Consider the following 18,855-nt stretch of genomic DNA (forward strand, 5'->3'; position numbering starts at 1 on the left):
TTCTTCTTTATTTCATTTCAATATCTCCCAGTACCCATCCACTTCAAAGGGAAGATCTATAACTTCATTACCCTTTACAGAAATAACTTTTTCCCAATCTGGGTGGCATCGAATAGGGTAATAAGGATTTTCGTTTTCATCTTTCCATAAAAGGGGCAATGTGTATTCTTCAGCTTCAACAATAATTTGACGCTCCTCTGTCATAAATTTTCGGAAAAGGGTCAATTCCTGAAGGCCAAAGAACTCGTCACAATACCCTTTGGCGAGAGAATGGTTCTGCCTAGGAATGAGATGATAGTCGAGAAGCAAAAAATGATAGGGGGCAACACGGATCCTTTCCGCGCGGAGCGGTATCCATAAAATAGACACATCCTTTCTTTCATTCAATTCATGAAAGAAGGAAAAGGCCCTGAACACCTTTTCTGCCATATGAAGCGCCTCCTTGTTTTATGCTCTTCAGATCAAGTACAATCATTTGCATATATTCCAAACAGGAAAGTTTTGGTGATTAAAATGGATGATCAAGAACTCAAGAAACTAACTCGTCAATTGATAGACGGCACTCTCGACACAGACCAGTTTATCCAGAAAATAAAGAGTTTGCCTTTTCAGGATCTGGGAGAGGTAAAACTAGACACCCATCGCGCCCTCCGTAAGGGTTTCGCTGAAATCGTATATTGTCCAGGCAAAAGTGATGAACAGCTTGAGAATATTGCCCGCGCTCTTGCAAATACAAAAGAAAATGTTCTTTTTTCCCGAGCCGCGCCCCATCAATATGAGGTAGTTCTCTCTATACTTCACGATGCATACTACCACGAAAAGGCCAAGATGATCGGCATAAAACGCCGGGAAACACAAACAACTGTTACAGGCCTCACAGTGGTCAGCGCAGGAAGCAGCGACATCCCCGTCGCAGAAGAAGCGGCAGTAACAGCAGAATATATGGGGTGCGCCCCAAAACGACTGTACGACATCGGCATCGCGGGACTCCATCGTCTGCTTGCCCATATTGAAACCCTTCAGTCCTCCCTGGCAATAGTCGCTGTGGCAGGAATGGAAGGGGCTCTCCCCAGCGTCCTGGCAGGCCTCGTTTCCTGTCCGGTTATAGGAGTGCCAACCAGCACCGGTTACGGAGCCAACCTTAGCGGGGTAGCTCCCCTGCTAACCATGCTCAACTCCTGTGCCACCGGCGTTTCGGTAGTCAATATAGACAACGGCCTCGGAGCTGGATATCTCGCCGGGCGAATTGTACTTCAGTCCACCAACTGACTTGATTCCGGAGCAAGAAATTGACAAACTTGAAAAGAGAGGGAGGGGGGAGAAGAACAGGCTTCTGCGAAGTGTTATAATTCGAAGGACAGAAGATTAATGAATGATTCTATGGGGAGGAGTGGCGCCTGTATGATCAGCAGGTCACTTATCGAAAAAATATTTGCTGCCGCAAGCATTGAAAGGTGGAACGATCACCCTCGGCCCGTTCAATTTACAGAGCTGGCAAAACAGGCCCATAAAATGATCATCGCTTATGTTATTGCTCGACATGAAGAGGATCGTGGAAAATCTCTTCATTGGCAATCCTTGATCGAGGGAGGTATCTTTGAATTTCTCCACCGAGTTATCCTCACCGACATAAAACCACCTGTTTTCCATAAACTGATGGCCCATAAAAAAGAACGGGATAAATTGAACTTATGGGTTGTGGAACGGTTGCAAAACGATCTGGAAGCCCTTTCCCCCGCTCTTTTCAACCGTTTCAGCCACTACCTTCTGACAGATCCCGATTCTAACCGGGAGCGTAAAATACTGCGGGCAGCCCATTATCTCGCAACAAAGTGGGAATTTGACTATATTTACGAATGGAGCCGCCCTCTTTACGGCATAGACGCTACAAAGGACGAAATAAACAGGCAAATAGAAGAACACCGCGAACTCGGCGCGGTACAGACTATGTTAATGAACCGTGAACTCCCTGATACAGAAAAGGGGATCTATGGTTTTATTGCTCTTGTGGGGCAGCTGCGTTTTCAAAAACGCTGGGCTCAAACCCCCAGGATCCCGGAAACATCTGTTCTGGGACACCTGCTTATAGTTGCTATCCTTTCATATTTTATAGCCCTGGAAATAGGAGCCTGTCCCAGGCGAAGCTACAATGATTTCTTCGGTGGGCTTTTCCACGACCTTCCAGAGGTTCTCACCCGTGATATTATTTCTCCCGTAAAAAACTCAGTGGAGGGACTTGATGACCTTATTAAGGAATACGAACGTCAGGCCATGGAAGAAAAAGTTTACCCCTTGATTCCCTTTGAATGGCGAAGGGAGATTCGCTATTTTACAGAAGATGAATTCTTAAATCGCATTTGGCCCGCAGATAACTCATCTCCCCAGATTCTTCAGTCTGAAGAAATAGAAGAAACCCTGAACAATGATGAGCAAAACCCTATAGACGGCAGAGTTATCGAAGCATGCGATAAGTTCTCTGCCTTTGTAGAGGCCTCTCTTTCCATGCGGACAGGCATTACATCCCCGGCATTGGATGAAGCCAAACGAAAACTCTATGCACGATACGCCAATAAAAAGCTTTACGGTTTTCCTGTGGGAATGCTCTTTGATTTCTTCTGGTAATCCTTTTTTGCCACTATTCTATCTACCTTCAAGAAAACGAAGAGCCACTGCTGCCATTAGCGCTGATCCCACTGGCAAGCAGGCTTCATCTACATCGAAAAAAGGGCTGTGCAGGGGATGAACCAATCCCTTTTCTGTGTTGCCCGTACCTAAAAGAAAATATGATCCCGGCGCTTTTTGAAGAAAATAGGCAAAATCATCAACTCCCATGTTAGGCTCTTTCATCACGTGGACCCTGTCGTCCCCCAACAATTCTCGCCCACACGCCGCTACCAGGTGTGTCATATCCTCATCATTCACAAGGCTAGGATACCCTTCTGTAAAAGAGATCTCTCCTATAGCACCCAGAGCATCAGGAATATTCTGGGCGACACGGCGCAGGAGCGCTCTAACAAAGAGCCGGGTATCGGGATCCATTGTTCGGATAATACCCCTCATCTCAGCTCTGTCCGCAATAATATTTCCTGCCGTTCCGGCGTGAAAAGAACCTACAGTAACCACCACAGGGTCAAAAGGAGAAGTACGCCGACTCACTATGTGCTGAAGGGCGCCTACCATCTCTGATCCTACTGCCACCGCATCAATCCCCCTGTGGGGCTCAGCTCCATGACTCCCTGAACCATGGATAACTATATGGAACATATCAGAAGCGGCCCTGAACTTACCGTAGCCAATGCCAATGGTTCCAGCTTCCAACCCAGGATCACAATGAAGACTAAAGACCGCATCCACCTTTGGGGCCTCCATTATTTTCTCTTCTATCATGGGGAGAGCTCCGCCATTTGTTTCTTCGGCAGGCTGAAAAAAGAACTTCACAGTTCCACTGAATTTTTCTCTCATGGCCGCAAGAAGGGATGCTGTTCCAAGAAGAGAGGCAGTATGAACATCATGTCCACACGCATGCATTCGTCCTTCTACTTTTGAAGCATAGACAGCCTTTGTGGCCTCATAAACCGGCAAAGCATCCATATCCGCCCGAAAGGCTACGGTTTTGCCTCCATTACCCCCTTGAAGCACGCCAACGACACCCGTTCCCGCCACTCGGAAGTGGCGGATATCAAGGTCATCGAGTTCCTTCTCGACAAGCCTTGCCGTATTTTCACAATTAAAGTCCAGCTCCGGATTTTCGTGGATCCTACGACGTAACGCAATAAGATATTCTTTCTTTTCCAGCGCTAAAGAATTCAGTTCTTTAAAGCTCATGGCCAGCCTCCCACCCGTTCCAAGAACATTAATTATCTTTTTTACGGTATCATATCAAATTTTTGCGGTAAAAAAGACTACAATAGGGATCATATACCCTTGACGGGTACCCAAAGTCCCGTATAATCAAGATCATAAAAACGGAGGTGCATATTCTGTGAAAATGCGAAATGTTATTATCATTACAATACTCCTTCTAGCAATTGGAGGAACATTTTACATACGGGAAAACGGAAGACAACAAAAGGAGCACAATGTGATCATAGCAGAAGCGCCTACAGCCCTGCCAGTCATTATAGATCTTAGTGCGGCAGGCTGACCAGCGTGTGTTCAGATGTCCAAAGTTTTGGACGATTTTTCTGCTCAATATGGTGATCAGGTTCGCGTGGAAAGGGTAGATGTAATGCAAAATTCAGAGTTAGCTCAAAAATATGAGGTCAGATATGTTCCTACCCTGGTTTTTGAAGATGGGAATGGTAACATCTTAGGGAAAGAAGTAGGCTACCTGTCTTTGGAAGAGATTATTATAAAATTGGAAGAGTATGGAATAACTCTGACATCAAAGTAGGCGAGGAGGCCAACATGCAGCAAATATTTGAGTCAATTTACAGCAGCCTCCATGCTTCTAGCGGATTGGCCTTGACAGCAGCTTTTGTATGGGGCGTTTTCAGCATACTCTTAAGTCCTTGCAACTTGGTGACCATTCCCCTTGTGGTGGGGTATATCGAAAGCACCCGAACTGAAAAAAGTGCTAGTGCTTTTACAATCTCCCTGGCCTTTTCCAGTGGAATATTCGTTAATCTTGCCCTTGTTGGCATGGTGCTTACCTCCACGGGAATTTTAATGACAGATATTGGCAAATATACAAACTACATTGTGGCCTGTGTCTTCTTTCTCATCGGCCTCCACCTTCTCAAAGTCATTCAAATTCCCTGGTTTGGACAAAAAGAGATTAAGGCGGGCAAAAACAGAGGACTTTCAGGAGCTCTTATTCTTGGAATTGTCTCTGGCCTGGCCCTCGGCCCTTGTAGTTTTGCCTATGTAGCCCCTCTGCTGGCCTTAACCATAAAAACTGCCGCTGTCAATTTAGTTTTCGCTCTCTCACTAGTGGTGTTTTATGCTCTGGGACACTGCTCTGTCATCGTTATTGCCGGAACATCAGCAGATTTCGTTTCTAAATTTCTTCAATGGGATGAACACTCAAAAGGGCTCACTATCGTTAATAACATTTGCGGCGTTCTCATTCTCCTGGCTGGTCTTTATTTTATATACACAGTTCCCCAATAAAACCAAGAGGGACGCTCATTTTACTCTGCGCCCCTCTTCACTTTCTGGCATTTCGACCATTCCGTCGAAAACCTTTCCCTACCGGGAATATATCAGGAATTTCTTCCTGAGGTCGACTTCTATTCAGTTGTTCGTACGTAGAAGGTTCCATTACACTTATTTTCCCATCCCCTCCTTCGCCGATCCTTTAAGCATCTTTATTCTATTCCCCTTTGTGGCAACGCGCAAAAGCTCCACGGCTTCTCCTGGAGCTCTAAGGGGCAAGAAATAGCCTATAGACTAGGCAAAGATCGCAAAAACTGTAATTATCGCATATTTTTGAATTATTACACTTGCGCTACACGCTGTGGGGGCAAAATAAAAGGGGTGCTGATCACTGCACCCCTTTACTTCTCTGCTCTTCCTTATTACTCAAATTACTTCTTGTAAACGTCACGTGGATTCCATTTTTGCCAGACCTTTGCCACGAGCTCTATACCTGGTTCAAGAACTTTGCCGCCAGGCTGCCAGCCAGACGGGGTAACTTGGGATCCACCAGTCTCTCTTACAAGTTGAAAGGCTTTTATTTGCCTAATCATTTCGTCTACATTGCGCCCCACGGGTGGAGTAAGAACCTCCATGGCCTGTATAACGCCGTCCGGATCAATAATGAAACGGCCCCGCACATCTACCCCGGCTACGGAATCATATACTCCGTAGGCGCTCCCTATGTTTCCGCCACCATCTGAAGCCATATGGAAGGGAACTCCGCCTTCCGCCATTTTCGAAAGCTCTGTGTCATTCCATACTTTATGAACAAACTGGCTGTCCACACTTACGGAAATAACTTCTACGCCAAGGCCATTAATTTCTTCATATCTGTCAGCAACTGCTGACACTTCAGTAGCTCAGACGAAAGTAAAATCTCCTGGATAGAAACATAGCAAAACCCATTTGCCTGCGAAATCAGACAATGTAACGGTCGTAAAAGTTCCTTTATAATAGGCTGGAGCTGTGAAGTCAGGAGCTTTTCTTCCTACCATAATGGTCATTTTACCCTCCTCCTTCTGTGAGGATTTTGCTTCAACTTGTTCTTTCTGAGATTCCTGTTTCTCGATTTTTGCTATAGGTACAGTGCAGCCGCTCTTTTTTTCTGTCATTTACTCCCCTCCTCTCAAAAATCTCTTTAATAATATCACAATAATCAAAGGCTATTTAGAAGAATTCTTTTTATAACAAAAAGATATGATCTATCTGCAATTCTCTGCCACTTCTCTTACCGACAGCGTTCATTTCTGGCATTTCCCATTTTTCAAATACGAGAATCCTATGGAGATAAAATCGAGGTCTCCATGGTAAATCCACGAAACATCTTAATCATTTATTGACAATATCCGTTATAATATTAGGTGCAATGTCCCGATATGGATATTGGAAGGAGAGAAAATCTACGAAGGAATTCCTTCATGGGAAGAGCTCAAGGCATTAATAGATTCCAGACTCAGTTGACAATTATTCCAGCATAAAGCCTGCGAAGCGATTTTCATATTCCCACTTTTGTTTCTCATTTATAAACTTTAAACAACAAAATAAAAGACAGTCAAAGAGAGATATTGTCTAAATGGCAACATTTGCTTCTTACGGTTGCTGTTTTTAGAAATTTGGCGTAAAATATTTATTTGTTTCTGATTATTTTCAGGAAACTGTATACTTTAGGGAGTTGTTATAGATGGTTCAAGCTGAAAAAATTCGCAATCTGGCAATTATAGCCCATATTGATCATGGGAAGACCACGCTGATCGATTCTATTTTTAAGGCCGCACAAATCTTTAGAAAAGGGGCCCATATAGAAGAACGCGTTATGGATAGCAATGAACTTGAAAGAGAGCGAGGCATCACCATAAGGGCCAAGCATTGTACTGTCGAATGGAATGGATATTTGATAAACATTATAGACACTCCGGGACACGCTGACTTTTCTGGAGAAGTGGAACGCGTCCTCTCAACAGTTGATTCTGTCCTTCTGCTCGTCGATGCCAACGAAGGGCCCATGCCCCAGACACGATATGTACTCATGAGAGCTCTGGCCATGGGGCTGCGTCCTATTGTCTTTATCAACAAAGTGGACCGCCCTCACGCCAACCCCATGTCTGCGTTAAATCAGACCTTTGACCTCTTTATAGAATTAGGAGCCGCAGAAGAGCAGCTGGATTTCCCTGTTCTTTACGGATCAGGCCTGGATGGATGGGCTGTCAGAGATCTGAATAAATATGCCCATGAAGGAATGAAGCACCTCTTCGAAACTATTGCTGAGTATGTGCCTGCTCCAAAGGTGAACCTACATGCTCCCTTTCTCATGCAGGTAAGTACCCTTGCGTGGAATGAGTACACTGGGCGAATCGGGTGCGGTAAAGTACTTCAGGGAACCCTTCGTAAAGGTGAAAATTTTATCCGTTACTCCACAAAATGGAAAAAGCCCAATCTCAGAGGAGAAGAATGGGAGATTTGCGATGAAGAACAGACCCGCTCTGTAAAAATGTGGGTTACGCGAGGACTAGAGCGTCAGGAAGTGGAAGAAATATCGGCAGGGGATATCGTCTGGATCTCCGGCCCCCAGGAGATCAACATCGGAGACACCTTCTGCTCGCCAGAGCTTGAAGGGAAGACCCTCCCTCCCCTGGCCATAGAGGAACCTACCGTATCTATGTTCTTTTTGGTCAATACCGGACCTTTTTCAGGGCAGGAAGGACAACCTATTACTCTGCGTCAATTAAAAGCCCGCCTTGAAAGAGAAAAACATGTCAATGTCGCTCTTCGGGTAGAGGATATTGGGCGTCCTGACGGAGTAAAGGTGTCAGGACGAGGAGAGCTTCATCTTTCCATTCTCATCGAGGAAATGAGACGGGAAGGTCTCGAATTTTGCGTATCCAAACCGGAAGTCATTACCAGGGAAGAAGATGGACGAACATTTGAGCCCATGGAAGACCTCACTATTGATGTCCCAGAGGAATATCAGGGAGTAGTATTCGAAAAACTCTCCCGAAGAAAAGCTCGACTCGTCTCTATGGATAATACCCAAACAGGTCTCGTACGGCTCTCTTTTCAGATTCCTACTCGGGGACTTATTGGGTATCGGGGAGAATTTCTTACAGACACGAGAGGCCTTGGCATTATGAATACCGTATTTGCCGGATATGGCCCATGGGTCGGCACCATATCCCCACGCAATCGAGGAAGCCTCGTCAGCCTTGATACTGGAGAAGCGACAAGTTACCAGCTTGAGAACCTCCAGGAACGGGGAACCCTTTTCATAGAACCGGGAGAGCTTGTTTATGAGGGAATGATCGTGGGAGAAAATTCGCGCCCCGGAGATATGCCCTGCAACCCAACTAAAAAGAAGCAGGCTACGAACCACCGCTCAGCGACAAAAGACTTGACAACCAAGCTGGATGTCCCTCGTAAAATGTCCCTTGAGAAAGCAATGGAGTGGATTGCAGAAGAAGAGCTAGTGGAAGTAACACCCCAATCTGTAAGAATGAGAAAAGCTGTTCTTGATTATCAGGAACGAAGAAAATCCACAAAAAAAGCAAGCTAAAAATACAAAAGGAAGCCCTCCTCAGAAATAAAGATCTGAGGGGGGCTTTTTACTTGATCCTTCAATGCGCCTTATTTTCTGCGCCATGGTGAAGAGCCGCTCTTAAAGGAGTCTAGCCACGCTAAGTTCCTTTGTTTTCTTCCTGCCGCCGTCTTCTTTCTACTTTACTCTGGTACATCCTATCGTCAGCAATCTTCAAAGCTTCATGAAGAGAAGACGCGTCTTCCGGAACAGTGGCCACTCCAAAATCAGCTGAAATATTATGGAGCACTCCTTCCACATGAAGAGCTTCAAGACTGCTTTGCAACCGCTTAACAAGATGAAAAGCCTGCTTCTGAACAGTCCCCGGCAGTATCAAAAGGAATTCATCGCCGCCAAACCGGCCAGCTATGTCGCCAGCCCTCACACACTCACTTAAAAGAGAGGCAAATGACTTCAACACCTTGTCTCCGACAAGGTGTCCATAGGTATCGTTAATCAGTTTAAAATTAGCCATATCTATCATAACCATACTGGCAGGATCCCCGAAACGTTCGTGGCGAGATTGCTCTTCCGCTATACGCATGGAAAGAAACCGCCTGTTCCAGAGCTGGGTCAAATCATCGATAAGGGCTTTTCTTTTCGTTTCTTCTATGGCCGTCTGTACTGCCACAAGGGCAGCAAGATGCTTTGAGAGGATCATGAAGAAACCTTCGTCACTTTTAACAAAGGGGCTATTTTTTTCCATAGAAATGACGGCGAAAACCTCCCCGCCGAAAAGAATCGGAATATCCAGCTGAGAAGTGGTGCTCTTTGAAGAAAGGTTTACATAATAGGAAGAAGCCGCCAGGTTGGGCGTATTAATGATCTCTCCCCTTTCAGCGCACCTGATCACAAGCCCGCCGCCATTCTCGTATAGTTTCTGCGAGTACTCGTCCAGATCTGCCATACTTACAAAGTTGGAAGCCAGGGCCCTGAGGAAAAAAGATGCGTCTTCTTTCTTCTCCACTCTAAAAATGGATATTTTTTCATAATTGAAAACTGATGTCAACATCTGCACTACATGGGGTGCCACCTGTTCAAAATCGGCCCTCTCTACTGAAAAAGATTGTACGATGTCAAGAAGGGTCCTGAGGCGGTTCACTTCCACGTTAAGACGGGCGAAGGATTCTTTGTTTTCAAGCTCAAGTGCCATATGTGCCGCTATAACTCCCAAAAGCTCCTGATCCTGATTGGTTATGCCGCCTATCACATCATCATCTACGGCTACGGCTCCCCACAAGCCGTTACTTGAAATAACAGGAACTATCAACTGGCAACGCACATCACTGTCAAGATTCAAATAGAGAGAGTCCTTTGAAACATCTGTCGCAAGATAAGGTTCCCCTGTTTCGAGAACATGAAGCAATATACCCTTTTCTAGTCCTTTCAAATCCTTTAATTCTTCGGGAAGTTTTCCCACCCATGTCTGCAGCGTTATTTCCTTCGAAAAACTCTCTCTAGAAAAAACGTATACGTTTTTATACCCAAGCCTCTGGGAAAGCTGCCAGGATACAAGGGAGAAAAGCTCTTCCGCGGAACGACAAAGGGACATCCCCTGCACAATATCAAAAAGGTCTCTAAACTTTTTAAGCAAAACCTCCAGGTTTGCTTTCTGTTCCCGCGACACGTCAAGAGCATTGGAAAGGGCTTTCTGTGTAGAACTGAAAGCCTCATTGGTCCGTTTCAGCTCTGCGACATTGGCTTCCAATTTCTGTTCCACCTGCAAATGGGTTAAAATTTCACCTAAAATTACTGCAAAAAACTGAAGACCACGAAGATCTGTGGATGAAAACCGGGCCAGTTTCCTCGATTCAACAACAATCACTCCGCTTTTCTGATCTCTCCAGACGATAGGAACCACCAAACCGGATCGGGCGCCAGGCGTCCCTTCTACGTAAGGAGGGTGAGATCGAATATCATCTACGATCAGAGGCTTTCCCGAAACAAAAACCCTCGAATAGACATGGTTCTCGAATGGAACTGTTCCGTCAGGACTCACTCCTTCTCCCGTATATTCATCGTGAGCGCTTAATATCTGAAAAAGATTTCTTTTTTTGTCATAAAGGGCAACGGCAGGAGCGCTATCCGGCATGAGGCGCTTGATAAGATCCAATGCCGGAACACACACCTTTTCTATTGTTGAGGCAGAGCCAGCCTGCTTAATGTAGTCAAGGAAGACCGCCATTTCTTTTGCGGATTGGCGCCGAAGGAATTCCGAAAGACAGTACACAGCAAAGATCATGACATATAATGGAAGAGCTATCCTCAGGGGGAAATGAAAAAAAATAATATGGGCGGGGACTAAAACTGAAACAAATAAAAGCATAATTCCGTTCGCTCTTTTTGTTCCATATATGGAAAAAGCGAGAAGAAACACAAGGAGGGTCGCTGGGAAAAGATAGATTCCGCAGCCTAGTCCCTTACCAAAGAAAAATCCAGCGGCTGAAACAAGGAGGAAAAGAATACTGCCTAACCAATCTTTCAAGAGACTACCTCCAAGGTAGTATTTTTATTTATCATTGTAACATTAAATGAAAAAGGTAATTAGAGAATATGATTTTTGTTTATATTTTAAAAGGAGGAATGCAACATGACAACTCTTTCTGTTTTCGGCGCCGGAAGCTGGGGAACTGCCCTGGCCCATGTTCTGGCCAGCAATGGGCATCAGGTCTGCCTCTGGTGCCGTCGGCAAGAACAAGCTGAATTCATCAACTCAAAAAGAATGAACCCTGATTATTTAAAAGACATACCCCTGGCCGCTGGTATTTATGCAACGTGGCAATTAGATGAAGCTGCGACATATTCTAAAAATTGGGTTGTTGCCGTACCTACCCAGGCAATTCGCACTCTTTTCACCTCTTTGCAAGAATTTACCCCCCCTATATCCCTTTGCAATGTAGCTAAAGGGATTGAAATTGAAACATTGAAGTGTATTAGCCAGATTTCAAAGGATTTTTTCCCAGATACATTCTACGCCGTCCTTTCAGGTCCAAGCCACGCAGAAGAAGTTGTCAGAGGCTTCCCCACCGCAACGATTGTGGCTTCATCTTCTTTTGAAACCTGCCAATACTGGCAGAGGCTCTTTAATTCGCCGCGGTTCAGGGTCTATACTGGCAACGATGTAGCCGGTGTAGAAATAGGAGGAGCCGTAAAAAACATTATAGCCATTGCTTCTGGAATTGCTAAAGCAATGAACCTCGGGGATAATGCTACAGCGGCCCTTGTAAGCCGAGGGCTTGCTGAAATCATGAGACTTGGAGCAAAAATGGGAGCCCATCCCCTCACACTGGCAGGTCTTGCTGGCGTTGGGGATCTGGTTGTTACCTGCTATAGTTTTCACTCCAGAAACTTCAGGCTGGGGAAACTGCTTGGAGAAGGCAAGAACCTGGAAGAAGCCAAAAAGATACTTGGACAGGTTGCCGAGGGTGCTTTTACTGTTCGGGCCATAGTGCATCTGGCTCGTGAGTACGACGTTGAACTCCCTATAGCCGACTCTGTGTATCGACTATTATACGAGGGTACTTCTCCGAAGGAGGAACTTGAGAATCTTCTCACCCGAGACCCCAAGCCAGAATATCCACCTGCTATTTTCTGGTCATAAGGGCCTTCGAGTTGCCTCCGTTATTAAAGTATTATATAATCCGCTCTGTGAAGCTAATATCAATTAACAGAGGGGGTATACATAATGGCAAAAGCAGTCGTTGATAAAGATGCATGCGTTGGATGCGAAACCTGTGTAGGTGCTTGCCCTGTGGAAGCTATATCTATGGTAGATGGCAAAGCAGAAGTTGATGCCGATACCTGCATTGAGTGCGGAAGCTGCGTTTCAGTCTGCCCGGTAAACGCCATTTCCCAGTAAAACTGGAACCTGTCTATTACACATAGAATTGCAGGATATAGGAGAATCCATGAATGGATTCTCCTTTTTTACTCCCTTATTGAACGATCATAGCGATAAAAACAAGGGGCTCTTTACCTGTATTGCTCAAGCCGTGTCTCTCACCACGGAAGGTCAGGGTCACGTCCCCAGCGCAAACTTTATGCAATGTCCCGTCATTTTCTTCGTAAAGTCCTTCCCCTGACAAAATAACGAAGCACTCCTCGTCATTTTCATGCAGATGGGCTCCAATGGAAGCCCCCGGTTCAAGGGTCATGGTTCCAATCATAGAAAAGGAGCTTCCAGAAAAACCTTCTCCCTTGGGGATAGCATACAAACAATGGAGAGAACCTGTACCTCCAGCAGGATTGTCTTTCTTCAGCTTCTGTTGCCTATCTTTGCAAATGATCACTTTTATTCCTCCTTTTATGACTCTTTCATCGTGTGAGAAACAAGAAGAACGAGTTGTTCCTTATGGGGAACGAAATAACTAATAGTCATGGAACAATTAAAAAGATCATTGTAAAAGCTTAAAGTTTGGGGTTCTTCCTTCGCTATGACATCATTCAATTTCTCTTTGAAAACACTCTCGGCCCCTGGAAAGATCTCAAGAAAAGAGCGGCCCAGCACTTCATCATATCCATGCTTTTTTAAAAAACGTTTAGCCTGTTCATTTAACTCCACAAAGCGCACGTCAGATGGGGTTCCAAACTCGTCGTATATGATGTCAAAGACCATAAAAGGCTCACTGATCTGCCAAAAAAGAAGGCGATACTTTTCTCTATCCTGACGAAGCATTTCGTAGGCCGCATCTCTATCCTTAAGGCTGGAGAGCATCTCTGAAAAAAGGTTGAAAAGGCCTATTTCCTCATTAGTCCAATTGAAAGAACTTTTAATTTTTTCAAAAACTATAAAACCATCCACCTCTCCCCTAAAACGGTAAGGGATCACTAGAAAGGAGCCTATTTTATGCCGGCTCATAAAGTTTTGTATGGCCATGGCTTCTTCTGCTAGTCCAGCTTTTTCATCAAATTCTATATTAAAAGTGTCTCCGGTTTCAAGATTTGCGCAGAACCAGGGATCCTTCTGAAGAGGCAAAGCTTCCCGTTCACCTTCATACAAAGCTTTTAAAGAGGGAACATTGTGGCGGCACCATTCTGATGAGTAACGCATGACCCCTTTCCTCACAATCACGTGGCTCACGCGGTCAGCTGCGATATATGACGCCATTTTAGGAAGAGCACCCCTCAAAGCACTCTCTAGCGAGGGGTAATTCAAAATATCCGCCGAAATTTCAGAAACCATCTGCTCTATTTTCAGTTTTCGTTTTAAAAGCATCTCTTCCCTTTTTCTCTCAGAAATATCGATATAGAGAAAGCAGATAGCAGCAATGCCGCCAGGCATTTCCAAAGGGGAGCTATTTAAAAAAACATCGATTATCCGGCCATCTTTTCGACGACGCTGGGTTTCTATAAAAACCCTTTTTCCATCAAGGGCCATTCGACATATGGAAAGAAACTGAGCGTGATATTTAGGCGGTATAACGAGATCCCCAAGAAATTGTCCCATAACTTCATCTTTAGAGGCAAACCCAAACATTTTTACAAAAGCGTTGTTTACCTCAAGGGTTTTCAGCGAGGGATCCGAAATGACTATTCCGGCAGGGGAACTTTGAAAAATTTTCTCAAATTTTCCCTTCTGAAGTTCCAATTCTCTAAGATTTTGACAAATGGTGGAAATATCAAGAGCCACTACATGGACAGTCGAGTAATCTGTTGAATCGAAAGGTATTGACCATCTTACAAGAATTTGGGATTCGGTAGATCTACCGGTGAGGTTAAGCAAAATCTTTTTTTGAAAAAAACTCTTCTCTTCAAAGAGAGCCTCACACTGGGTCGCAAAAAAATGGGCATTTTTACTGGAAAAAGAGTCTTGAAAAACAACCTGAAGAGCCTCCGGGGACGAAACGCAAAAGAAGTCAAGAGTGCTCCTATCTGCCTCTAAAACACGTGTAAGAGCTGTGCATGCATGGAGAAGACGGTGGTTTTCAAGTAAAAAGGCCTGTACATCCTTTTCTGCCTTCAAAGGGATGTTTTCTTCTAAAAACTTCTTTTGTGCGGAAAGATCCTGTGTCCATTGTGTTATAGGTATGATATCACCAGTATTTTTCTTAAGAGTGCTTTTGCGAGGGACAGGCGGGGGGTTTTTATTCTCAGGATGCAATGTGCTCAAAAGCAAGCGTAATTTTTCGCCATCGAAAGGAGGGAAGATAAAAATGCTGCTTTTGATCTCCCGCGCCAAAAGATAGGCCTCATCACTAAAGAGATCTACGATGAAAACAACTCTTCCGAAGAAAAAATCCTCAGGGCCCTTGAGTAGGGCTAATTTTTTCTGGTCTGTAACAAGGGAGAGCTTTACGAACGTTATAAAGGGAGGTTTTCGCTTTATCACTATCGAAGCATCTTCGAGATTAGAAACAGCGATCATAGAATAATCCCGCTCTAAAAGAACGCGCTCCAGAGCTGGATCTTTTTCCAAACCTTCCCCAACAAGAAGCATCAATTCTTTTTGCGAAAGTTTCTGCTCTAACTCAATCATAAAGCACCTCTGCTTATCTTTATATTATCGAGTTTCAAGCCTTTTGTTCCTGAAATACAAACATGTATCGATTCCCACCATAATAGCATTCATGCCGTATAAAATAATAATCCAGTTGAACCCATCATAGTCTAGGATAACATGAAGAATCCCTGCAGCATACCCTATTAAAATGATAATTAAAAAAGACAGACTTTTACCACCAGTACTTCTGGATTTCCATGACTTATAAATAGATGCTGGCCATGCAAGTCCAAAACAAACCACCATGAGAGCTTCGAAAAGTTTACCAATAACCACTTATATTCCCTCCTTGGCATAAATGCTCAAAAAAGACGCGCCTTCAAGGCGCGTCCTTAAGTGCGACTTAATAACTATCAATCAAGAAAATCTCTTAATTTTTTACTACGGCTAGGATGTCGCAGTTTTCGCAAAGCTTTTGCTTCTATTTGGCGAATCCGTTCCCGTGTAACGCCGAAACGCTTGCCCACCTCTTCAAGAGTATAGGAACGGCCATCTTCTAAGCCAAAGCGATACTGGAGAACTTCCCGTTCCCTCTCTGAAAGGGCCTCAAGCATTTCGTCTATCTGCTCATGCAACAAATGACTTGCTGCCGCTTCTTCCGGGCTAGGCAAATCCCTGTCTTCAATAAAATCCCCAAGCTGGCTGTCTTCCTCTTCACCTATTGGAGTTTCAAGTGACACTGGCAACTGGGCGATACGCCTGATCTCCTCTACTTTAGACGGTTCTATTTCCATTTCTGCCGCAATTTCTTCATCTGTAGGTTCTCGACCAAGTTTTTGAACAAGCTGCCTCGACACCCTCACCATTTTATTAATAGTTTCCACCATGTGGACAGGTACTCGGATCGTTCTGGCCTGGTCCGCAATTGCTCTGGTTATGGCCTGGCGAATCCACCATGTAGCATAGGTGCTAAATTTAAAGCCCTTTCTATAATCAAATTTCTCAACAGCCCGGATAAGACCTAAATTTCCTTCCTGGATCAAATCAAGGAACAGCATTCCCCGTCCTATATATTTTTTGGCAATACTTACCACCAGGCGAAGATTGGCATCTATTATTTGTTGCTTCGCCTCTTCTTCCCCTGCCTCCACTCGCTTTGCAAGCTCCACTTCCTGTGCCGGCTCAAGAAGGGGCACCTTCCCGATCTCTCTTAAGTACATACGGACAGGGTCTGTCAAAGGAATATCATCCAGCTTCCCGATTTCTCCATCGGCAGGCTGAGCAAGAGCTTCTTCCTCCGCAATGTGCTGAGCTCTTTCCTTGCCCTCTTCTTCGGTCACTTCAATTCCCATTTCCATAAGGTTTGAAACAACGTCTTCAAGAACATCCGCACTCCAGAACTCAACAGGAATAAATTTCTCAATATCTTTCTGAGTCACAAATCCCTTGGTCTGGCCCTCCTGGATGAGATCACGAACTTTCCCCATGTAGGTGGCAAGCTCTTCTCTTGTAGCGTCTCTTTTGGTCTGCTTATTTTTGCTCTCCATAAAGAGAATTATCCTCCTCTGGTTTTATCACATAGCGATATTATACATACTCTTCCCCAAGCAATAAAGCGCAAAAAAAGAACAGGCCAACACTTATACACTGTTGCCTGATCTCTTTCTAAAGGAATTTTTGAAAATTAAAATACACGTATATTATATCATATCTGCCCAAAAAATTTGGATTGGTGTATAATAAAGAGCACTAAAATCAATGTTAATTTAACCTAATTAACATCCTCTTCTAAAAATCATATCGTAATTCTCACCAAATCCGCTCTTATATACCTCCTATGTCCCCAAATAAGAGAGGAGATGAATAGTGATGAGTTTCAGAAAGTGGTCAAAATGGGTACTTTTCTCCATTTTTATCCTTGTGGTTGCTTCTTTTCCCGCCCAGAGTTGCACAGATATTGTTGTGGGCAAAAATGCTTCCGCAGACGGCTCCGTTATGACCTGTCATACAGCTGACGGTGCTTTTTACGATGCAAGGGTTCGCACAATTCCTGGCAAAAAACACCCAGCGGGAACTAAAGCTGACGTGTTTTGGAACATTATTATGGAAGAAGACTACGAGCCCAAAAAAATCGGTGAAATACCACAAGTTGAAGAAACTTATACATACTTCCACGTAGGGTACCCCTTTATGAATGAACATGGAGTCGCCATTGGAGAGACAACCATTGGACAAAAGGATGAATTAAAGACATTCCGCCCCGATGCTAAAGCTATTATGACTATTGAACAGCTTGAAGTTTTCGCCCTGCAAAGGGCAAAAACAGCTCGAGAGGCAATTAAGGTCATCGGCGAATTAGGGGAAAAATATGGTTTCCTTCCTTCCTGCGGAAGTGAGGGAGAATGCCTTACAATTACAGATTCTGAAGAGGCATGGATCTTTGAGATTCGAAGCTCGGGAATGATGTGGACACCAGAGAGCGGGAAGCCCGGGGCAGTATGGGTTGCTCAAAGAGTTCCCGATGATTGTGTCGTTGTCGTTCCCAACATGAGCCGCATCCGAGAAGTGGACATCAATGATACGGCGAACTTTATGGCCTCTAAGGATTACATGCAGCCAGCCATTGATCTCGGATGGTACGATCCAGCGAGCGGAAAACCCTTTATCTGGCAGCTGGCCTACTCTCCCCTCACCGGAAACGATGATTGGTCCCTTTCCTCCATGTGGATCCGCAACCGTCTCTACACCATATACAGTCAACTCGACCCGACCCGGGAATGGGATCCCTACGCAGAAACCATGTCATATCCCTTCGCCATAAAACCCCAGAAAAAATTATCTGTTCAAGATGTAATGACATTTTTACGAAGTCATATGGAAGGGACACCCTTTGACATGTCAGCCGAAGCAGCCTGGTTGGTACCGGAAGGCGATAAGATGGTCAAAAGCCCCCTTGCCACTCCCTTTGTTACTAAAAACCTTCGCACTCTCCTGAAGATTCCATACAATCGCCCTGTAGCAAAATGGGACTGTGCCTACAGTTTTGTTTCTTAGGCTCGTTCTGGTTATCCGGCTCCTGTTCGAACTGTGCTCTGGTTTGGATACGACAACCCTCATACTACCTGTTATGTCCCAATCTATTCGGGGGTTTTAGAAACCCTTGGGAGCTGGCGTGTTTTTGACCGTAATGCTTTTAGTCTCGGTTCTGCCCAATGGGCTTTTATACTAGCCGATGATCTCGTTAACCATCGTTATCAGGAAGCCATACAAGATCTGGTGAAGGTCAGAACGCCTCTTGAAGAAGCTTTTTTCAAGGAGCTGGCTGATATTGATGAGAAAGCCCTTGACCTCGCTAAAAATGACCCTGCTGCAGCTCAAAAGTATGTAACAGAGTATACGCAAAGCTGTATGAAAAAAGCAGAGAAAGCATGGTGGGACCTCAACTGGCAGTTAATATCCGCATATAATAACAACAAGAAAAAATAACCAGAGGAGGGAGAATTTCATGAAAATACCCCCTAAAAGAGTCCTATATATGACGATACTATGTCTTGTCGCTATGTTTTTTGCTATTGCTGGGGCTTTAATAGCAGCGGAAATGCCCACCGTTGAACCTCCTGTTATTGTAACTACCTGTGGACAGAGTCCGGGCGCCGTCATGGTAAAAATGTCTCTTATGCAATCTCAAATAACCCCTGTGGAAAGCAAC

General features: G+C 44.7%; 16 protein-coding genes and 2 pseudogenes. 10 read left to right on the forward strand and 8 right to left on the reverse strand.

The genetic code is table 11. From position 1 onward, the window contains the following. Window positions 1–12 precede the first annotated feature (12 nt). Window positions 13–429, reverse strand: a complete 417-nt coding sequence (locus tag BUC50_RS08470) for a hypothetical protein (protein ID WP_013048992.1) — start codon at window positions 427–429, stop codon at window positions 13–15. Between the two features lie 84 nt (window positions 430–513). Between BUC50_RS08470 and larB the strand changes: the two genes are divergently transcribed. Together larB and BUC50_RS08480 are read left to right on the forward strand one after the other, a co-directional pair. Beyond that, window positions 514–1,269 (forward strand): nickel pincer cofactor biosynthesis protein LarB, encoded by a 756-nt coding sequence (gene larB, locus BUC50_RS08475; protein ID WP_041459675.1) that lies wholly within the window; start codon window positions 514–516, stop codon window positions 1,267–1,269. Between the two features lie 132 nt (window positions 1,270–1,401). Continuing rightward, complete coding sequence (locus BUC50_RS08480) at window positions 1,402–2,622, forward strand: HD domain-containing protein (RefSeq protein WP_013048994.1); 1,221 nt, start codon at window positions 1,402–1,404, stop codon at window positions 2,620–2,622. An 18-nt stretch (window positions 2,623–2,640) separates the two neighbouring features. Here the strand turns inward: BUC50_RS08480 and BUC50_RS08485 are convergent, their stop codons facing one another. Continuing rightward, entirely contained in the window at window positions 2,641–3,825 is a 1,185-nt protein-coding gene (locus BUC50_RS08485) for a M20 metallopeptidase family protein (protein WP_013048995.1), read from the reverse strand. 157 nt (window positions 3,826–3,982) lie between these two features. Here BUC50_RS08485 and BUC50_RS08490 point away from each other — a divergent pair, with 157 nt between their 5' ends. The 3 genes from BUC50_RS08490 to BUC50_RS08500 are packed head-to-tail and all read left to right on the forward strand — an operon-like array spanning window position 3,983 to window position 5,112. Beyond that, complete coding sequence (locus BUC50_RS08490) at window positions 3,983–4,144, forward strand: hypothetical protein (RefSeq protein WP_169302821.1); 162 nt, start codon at window positions 3,983–3,985, stop codon at window positions 4,142–4,144. Between the two features lie 15 nt (window positions 4,145–4,159). Then, complete coding sequence (locus BUC50_RS08495; RefSeq protein WP_041459380.1) at window positions 4,160–4,393, forward strand: thioredoxin family protein; 234 nt, start codon at window positions 4,160–4,162, stop codon at window positions 4,391–4,393. A gap of 14 nt (window positions 4,394–4,407) precedes the next feature. After that, window positions 4,408–5,112 (forward strand): cytochrome c biogenesis CcdA family protein, encoded by a 705-nt coding sequence (locus tag BUC50_RS08500; protein ID WP_013048997.1) that lies wholly within the window; start codon window positions 4,408–4,410, stop codon window positions 5,110–5,112. Between the two features lie 416 nt (window positions 5,113–5,528). On the opposite strand, the gene prxU is transcribed toward BUC50_RS08500, so the two are convergent. Continuing rightward, window positions 5,529–6,251, reverse strand: coding sequence for a thioredoxin-dependent peroxiredoxin (gene prxU / locus BUC50_RS08505; protein ID WP_013048998.1), 723 nt, complete (start codon window positions 6,249–6,251; stop codon window positions 5,529–5,531). A 569-nt stretch (window positions 6,252–6,820) separates the two neighbouring features. Between prxU and typA the strand changes: the two genes are divergently transcribed. After that, on the forward strand, window positions 6,821–8,686 hold the full coding sequence (typA, locus tag BUC50_RS08510) for a translational GTPase TypA (protein WP_013048999.1): 1,866 nt from the start codon (window positions 6,821–6,823) through the stop codon (window positions 8,684–8,686). 121 nt (window positions 8,687–8,807) lie between these two features. Here the strand turns inward: typA and BUC50_RS08515 are convergent, their stop codons facing one another. Then, a complete protein-coding gene (locus tag BUC50_RS08515) occupies window positions 8,808–11,192 on the reverse strand; it encodes a diguanylate cyclase (RefSeq protein WP_286677352.1) in 2,385 nt (794 codons plus the stop codon). A gap of 105 nt (window positions 11,193–11,297) precedes the next feature. On the opposite strand from BUC50_RS08515, the gene BUC50_RS08520 reads away from it, so the two are divergent. After that, on the forward strand, window positions 11,298–12,308 hold the full coding sequence (locus BUC50_RS08520) for an NAD(P)H-dependent glycerol-3-phosphate dehydrogenase (RefSeq protein ID WP_013049001.1): 1,011 nt from the start codon (window positions 11,298–11,300) through the stop codon (window positions 12,306–12,308). Between the two features lie 84 nt (window positions 12,309–12,392). Next, complete coding sequence (locus BUC50_RS08525; protein ID WP_013049002.1) at window positions 12,393–12,566, forward strand: DUF362 domain-containing protein; 174 nt, start codon at window positions 12,393–12,395, stop codon at window positions 12,564–12,566. A 76-nt stretch (window positions 12,567–12,642) separates the two neighbouring features. Here BUC50_RS08525 and BUC50_RS08530 read toward each other — a convergent pair whose 3' ends face one another. The 4 genes from BUC50_RS08530 to rpoD form a co-directional block, all read right to left on the reverse strand. Further along, the gene (locus BUC50_RS08530; RefSeq protein ID WP_013049003.1) at window positions 12,643–12,996 is read right to left on the reverse strand and encodes a cupin domain-containing protein; all 354 of its coding nucleotides are present in this window, start codon (window positions 12,994–12,996) and stop codon (window positions 12,643–12,645) included. A gap of 14 nt (window positions 12,997–13,010) precedes the next feature. Further along, window positions 13,011–15,182: a PAS domain S-box protein gene (locus BUC50_RS08535; RefSeq protein ID WP_013049004.1), complete on the reverse strand. Its 2,172-nt coding sequence runs from the start codon at window positions 15,180–15,182 to the stop codon at window positions 13,011–13,013. 24 nt (window positions 15,183–15,206) lie between these two features. Beyond that, window positions 15,207–15,482, reverse strand: a complete 276-nt coding sequence (locus BUC50_RS08540) for a PQ-loop domain-containing transporter (protein WP_013049005.1) — start codon at window positions 15,480–15,482, stop codon at window positions 15,207–15,209. Between the two features lie 77 nt (window positions 15,483–15,559). After that, entirely contained in the window at window positions 15,560–16,693 is a 1,134-nt protein-coding gene (gene rpoD / locus BUC50_RS08545; protein WP_013049006.1) for an RNA polymerase sigma factor RpoD, read from the reverse strand. A 322-nt stretch (window positions 16,694–17,015) separates the two neighbouring features. On the opposite strand from rpoD, the pseudogene BUC50_RS08550 reads away from it, so the two are divergent. Together BUC50_RS08550 and BUC50_RS08555 are read left to right on the forward strand one after the other, a co-directional pair. Continuing rightward, window positions 17,016–18,632 (forward strand): annotated as a pseudogene (locus BUC50_RS08550) (dipeptidase). Between the two features lie 19 nt (window positions 18,633–18,651). Next, window positions 18,652–18,855: pseudogene (locus tag BUC50_RS08555) on the forward strand (DUF6305 family protein); the annotation flags it as partial.

Source organism: Aminobacterium sp. EBM-42 (genome assembly GCF_001896635.1).
Lineage (GTDB): Bacteria > Synergistota > Synergistia > Synergistales > Aminobacteriaceae > Aminobacterium > Aminobacterium colombiense.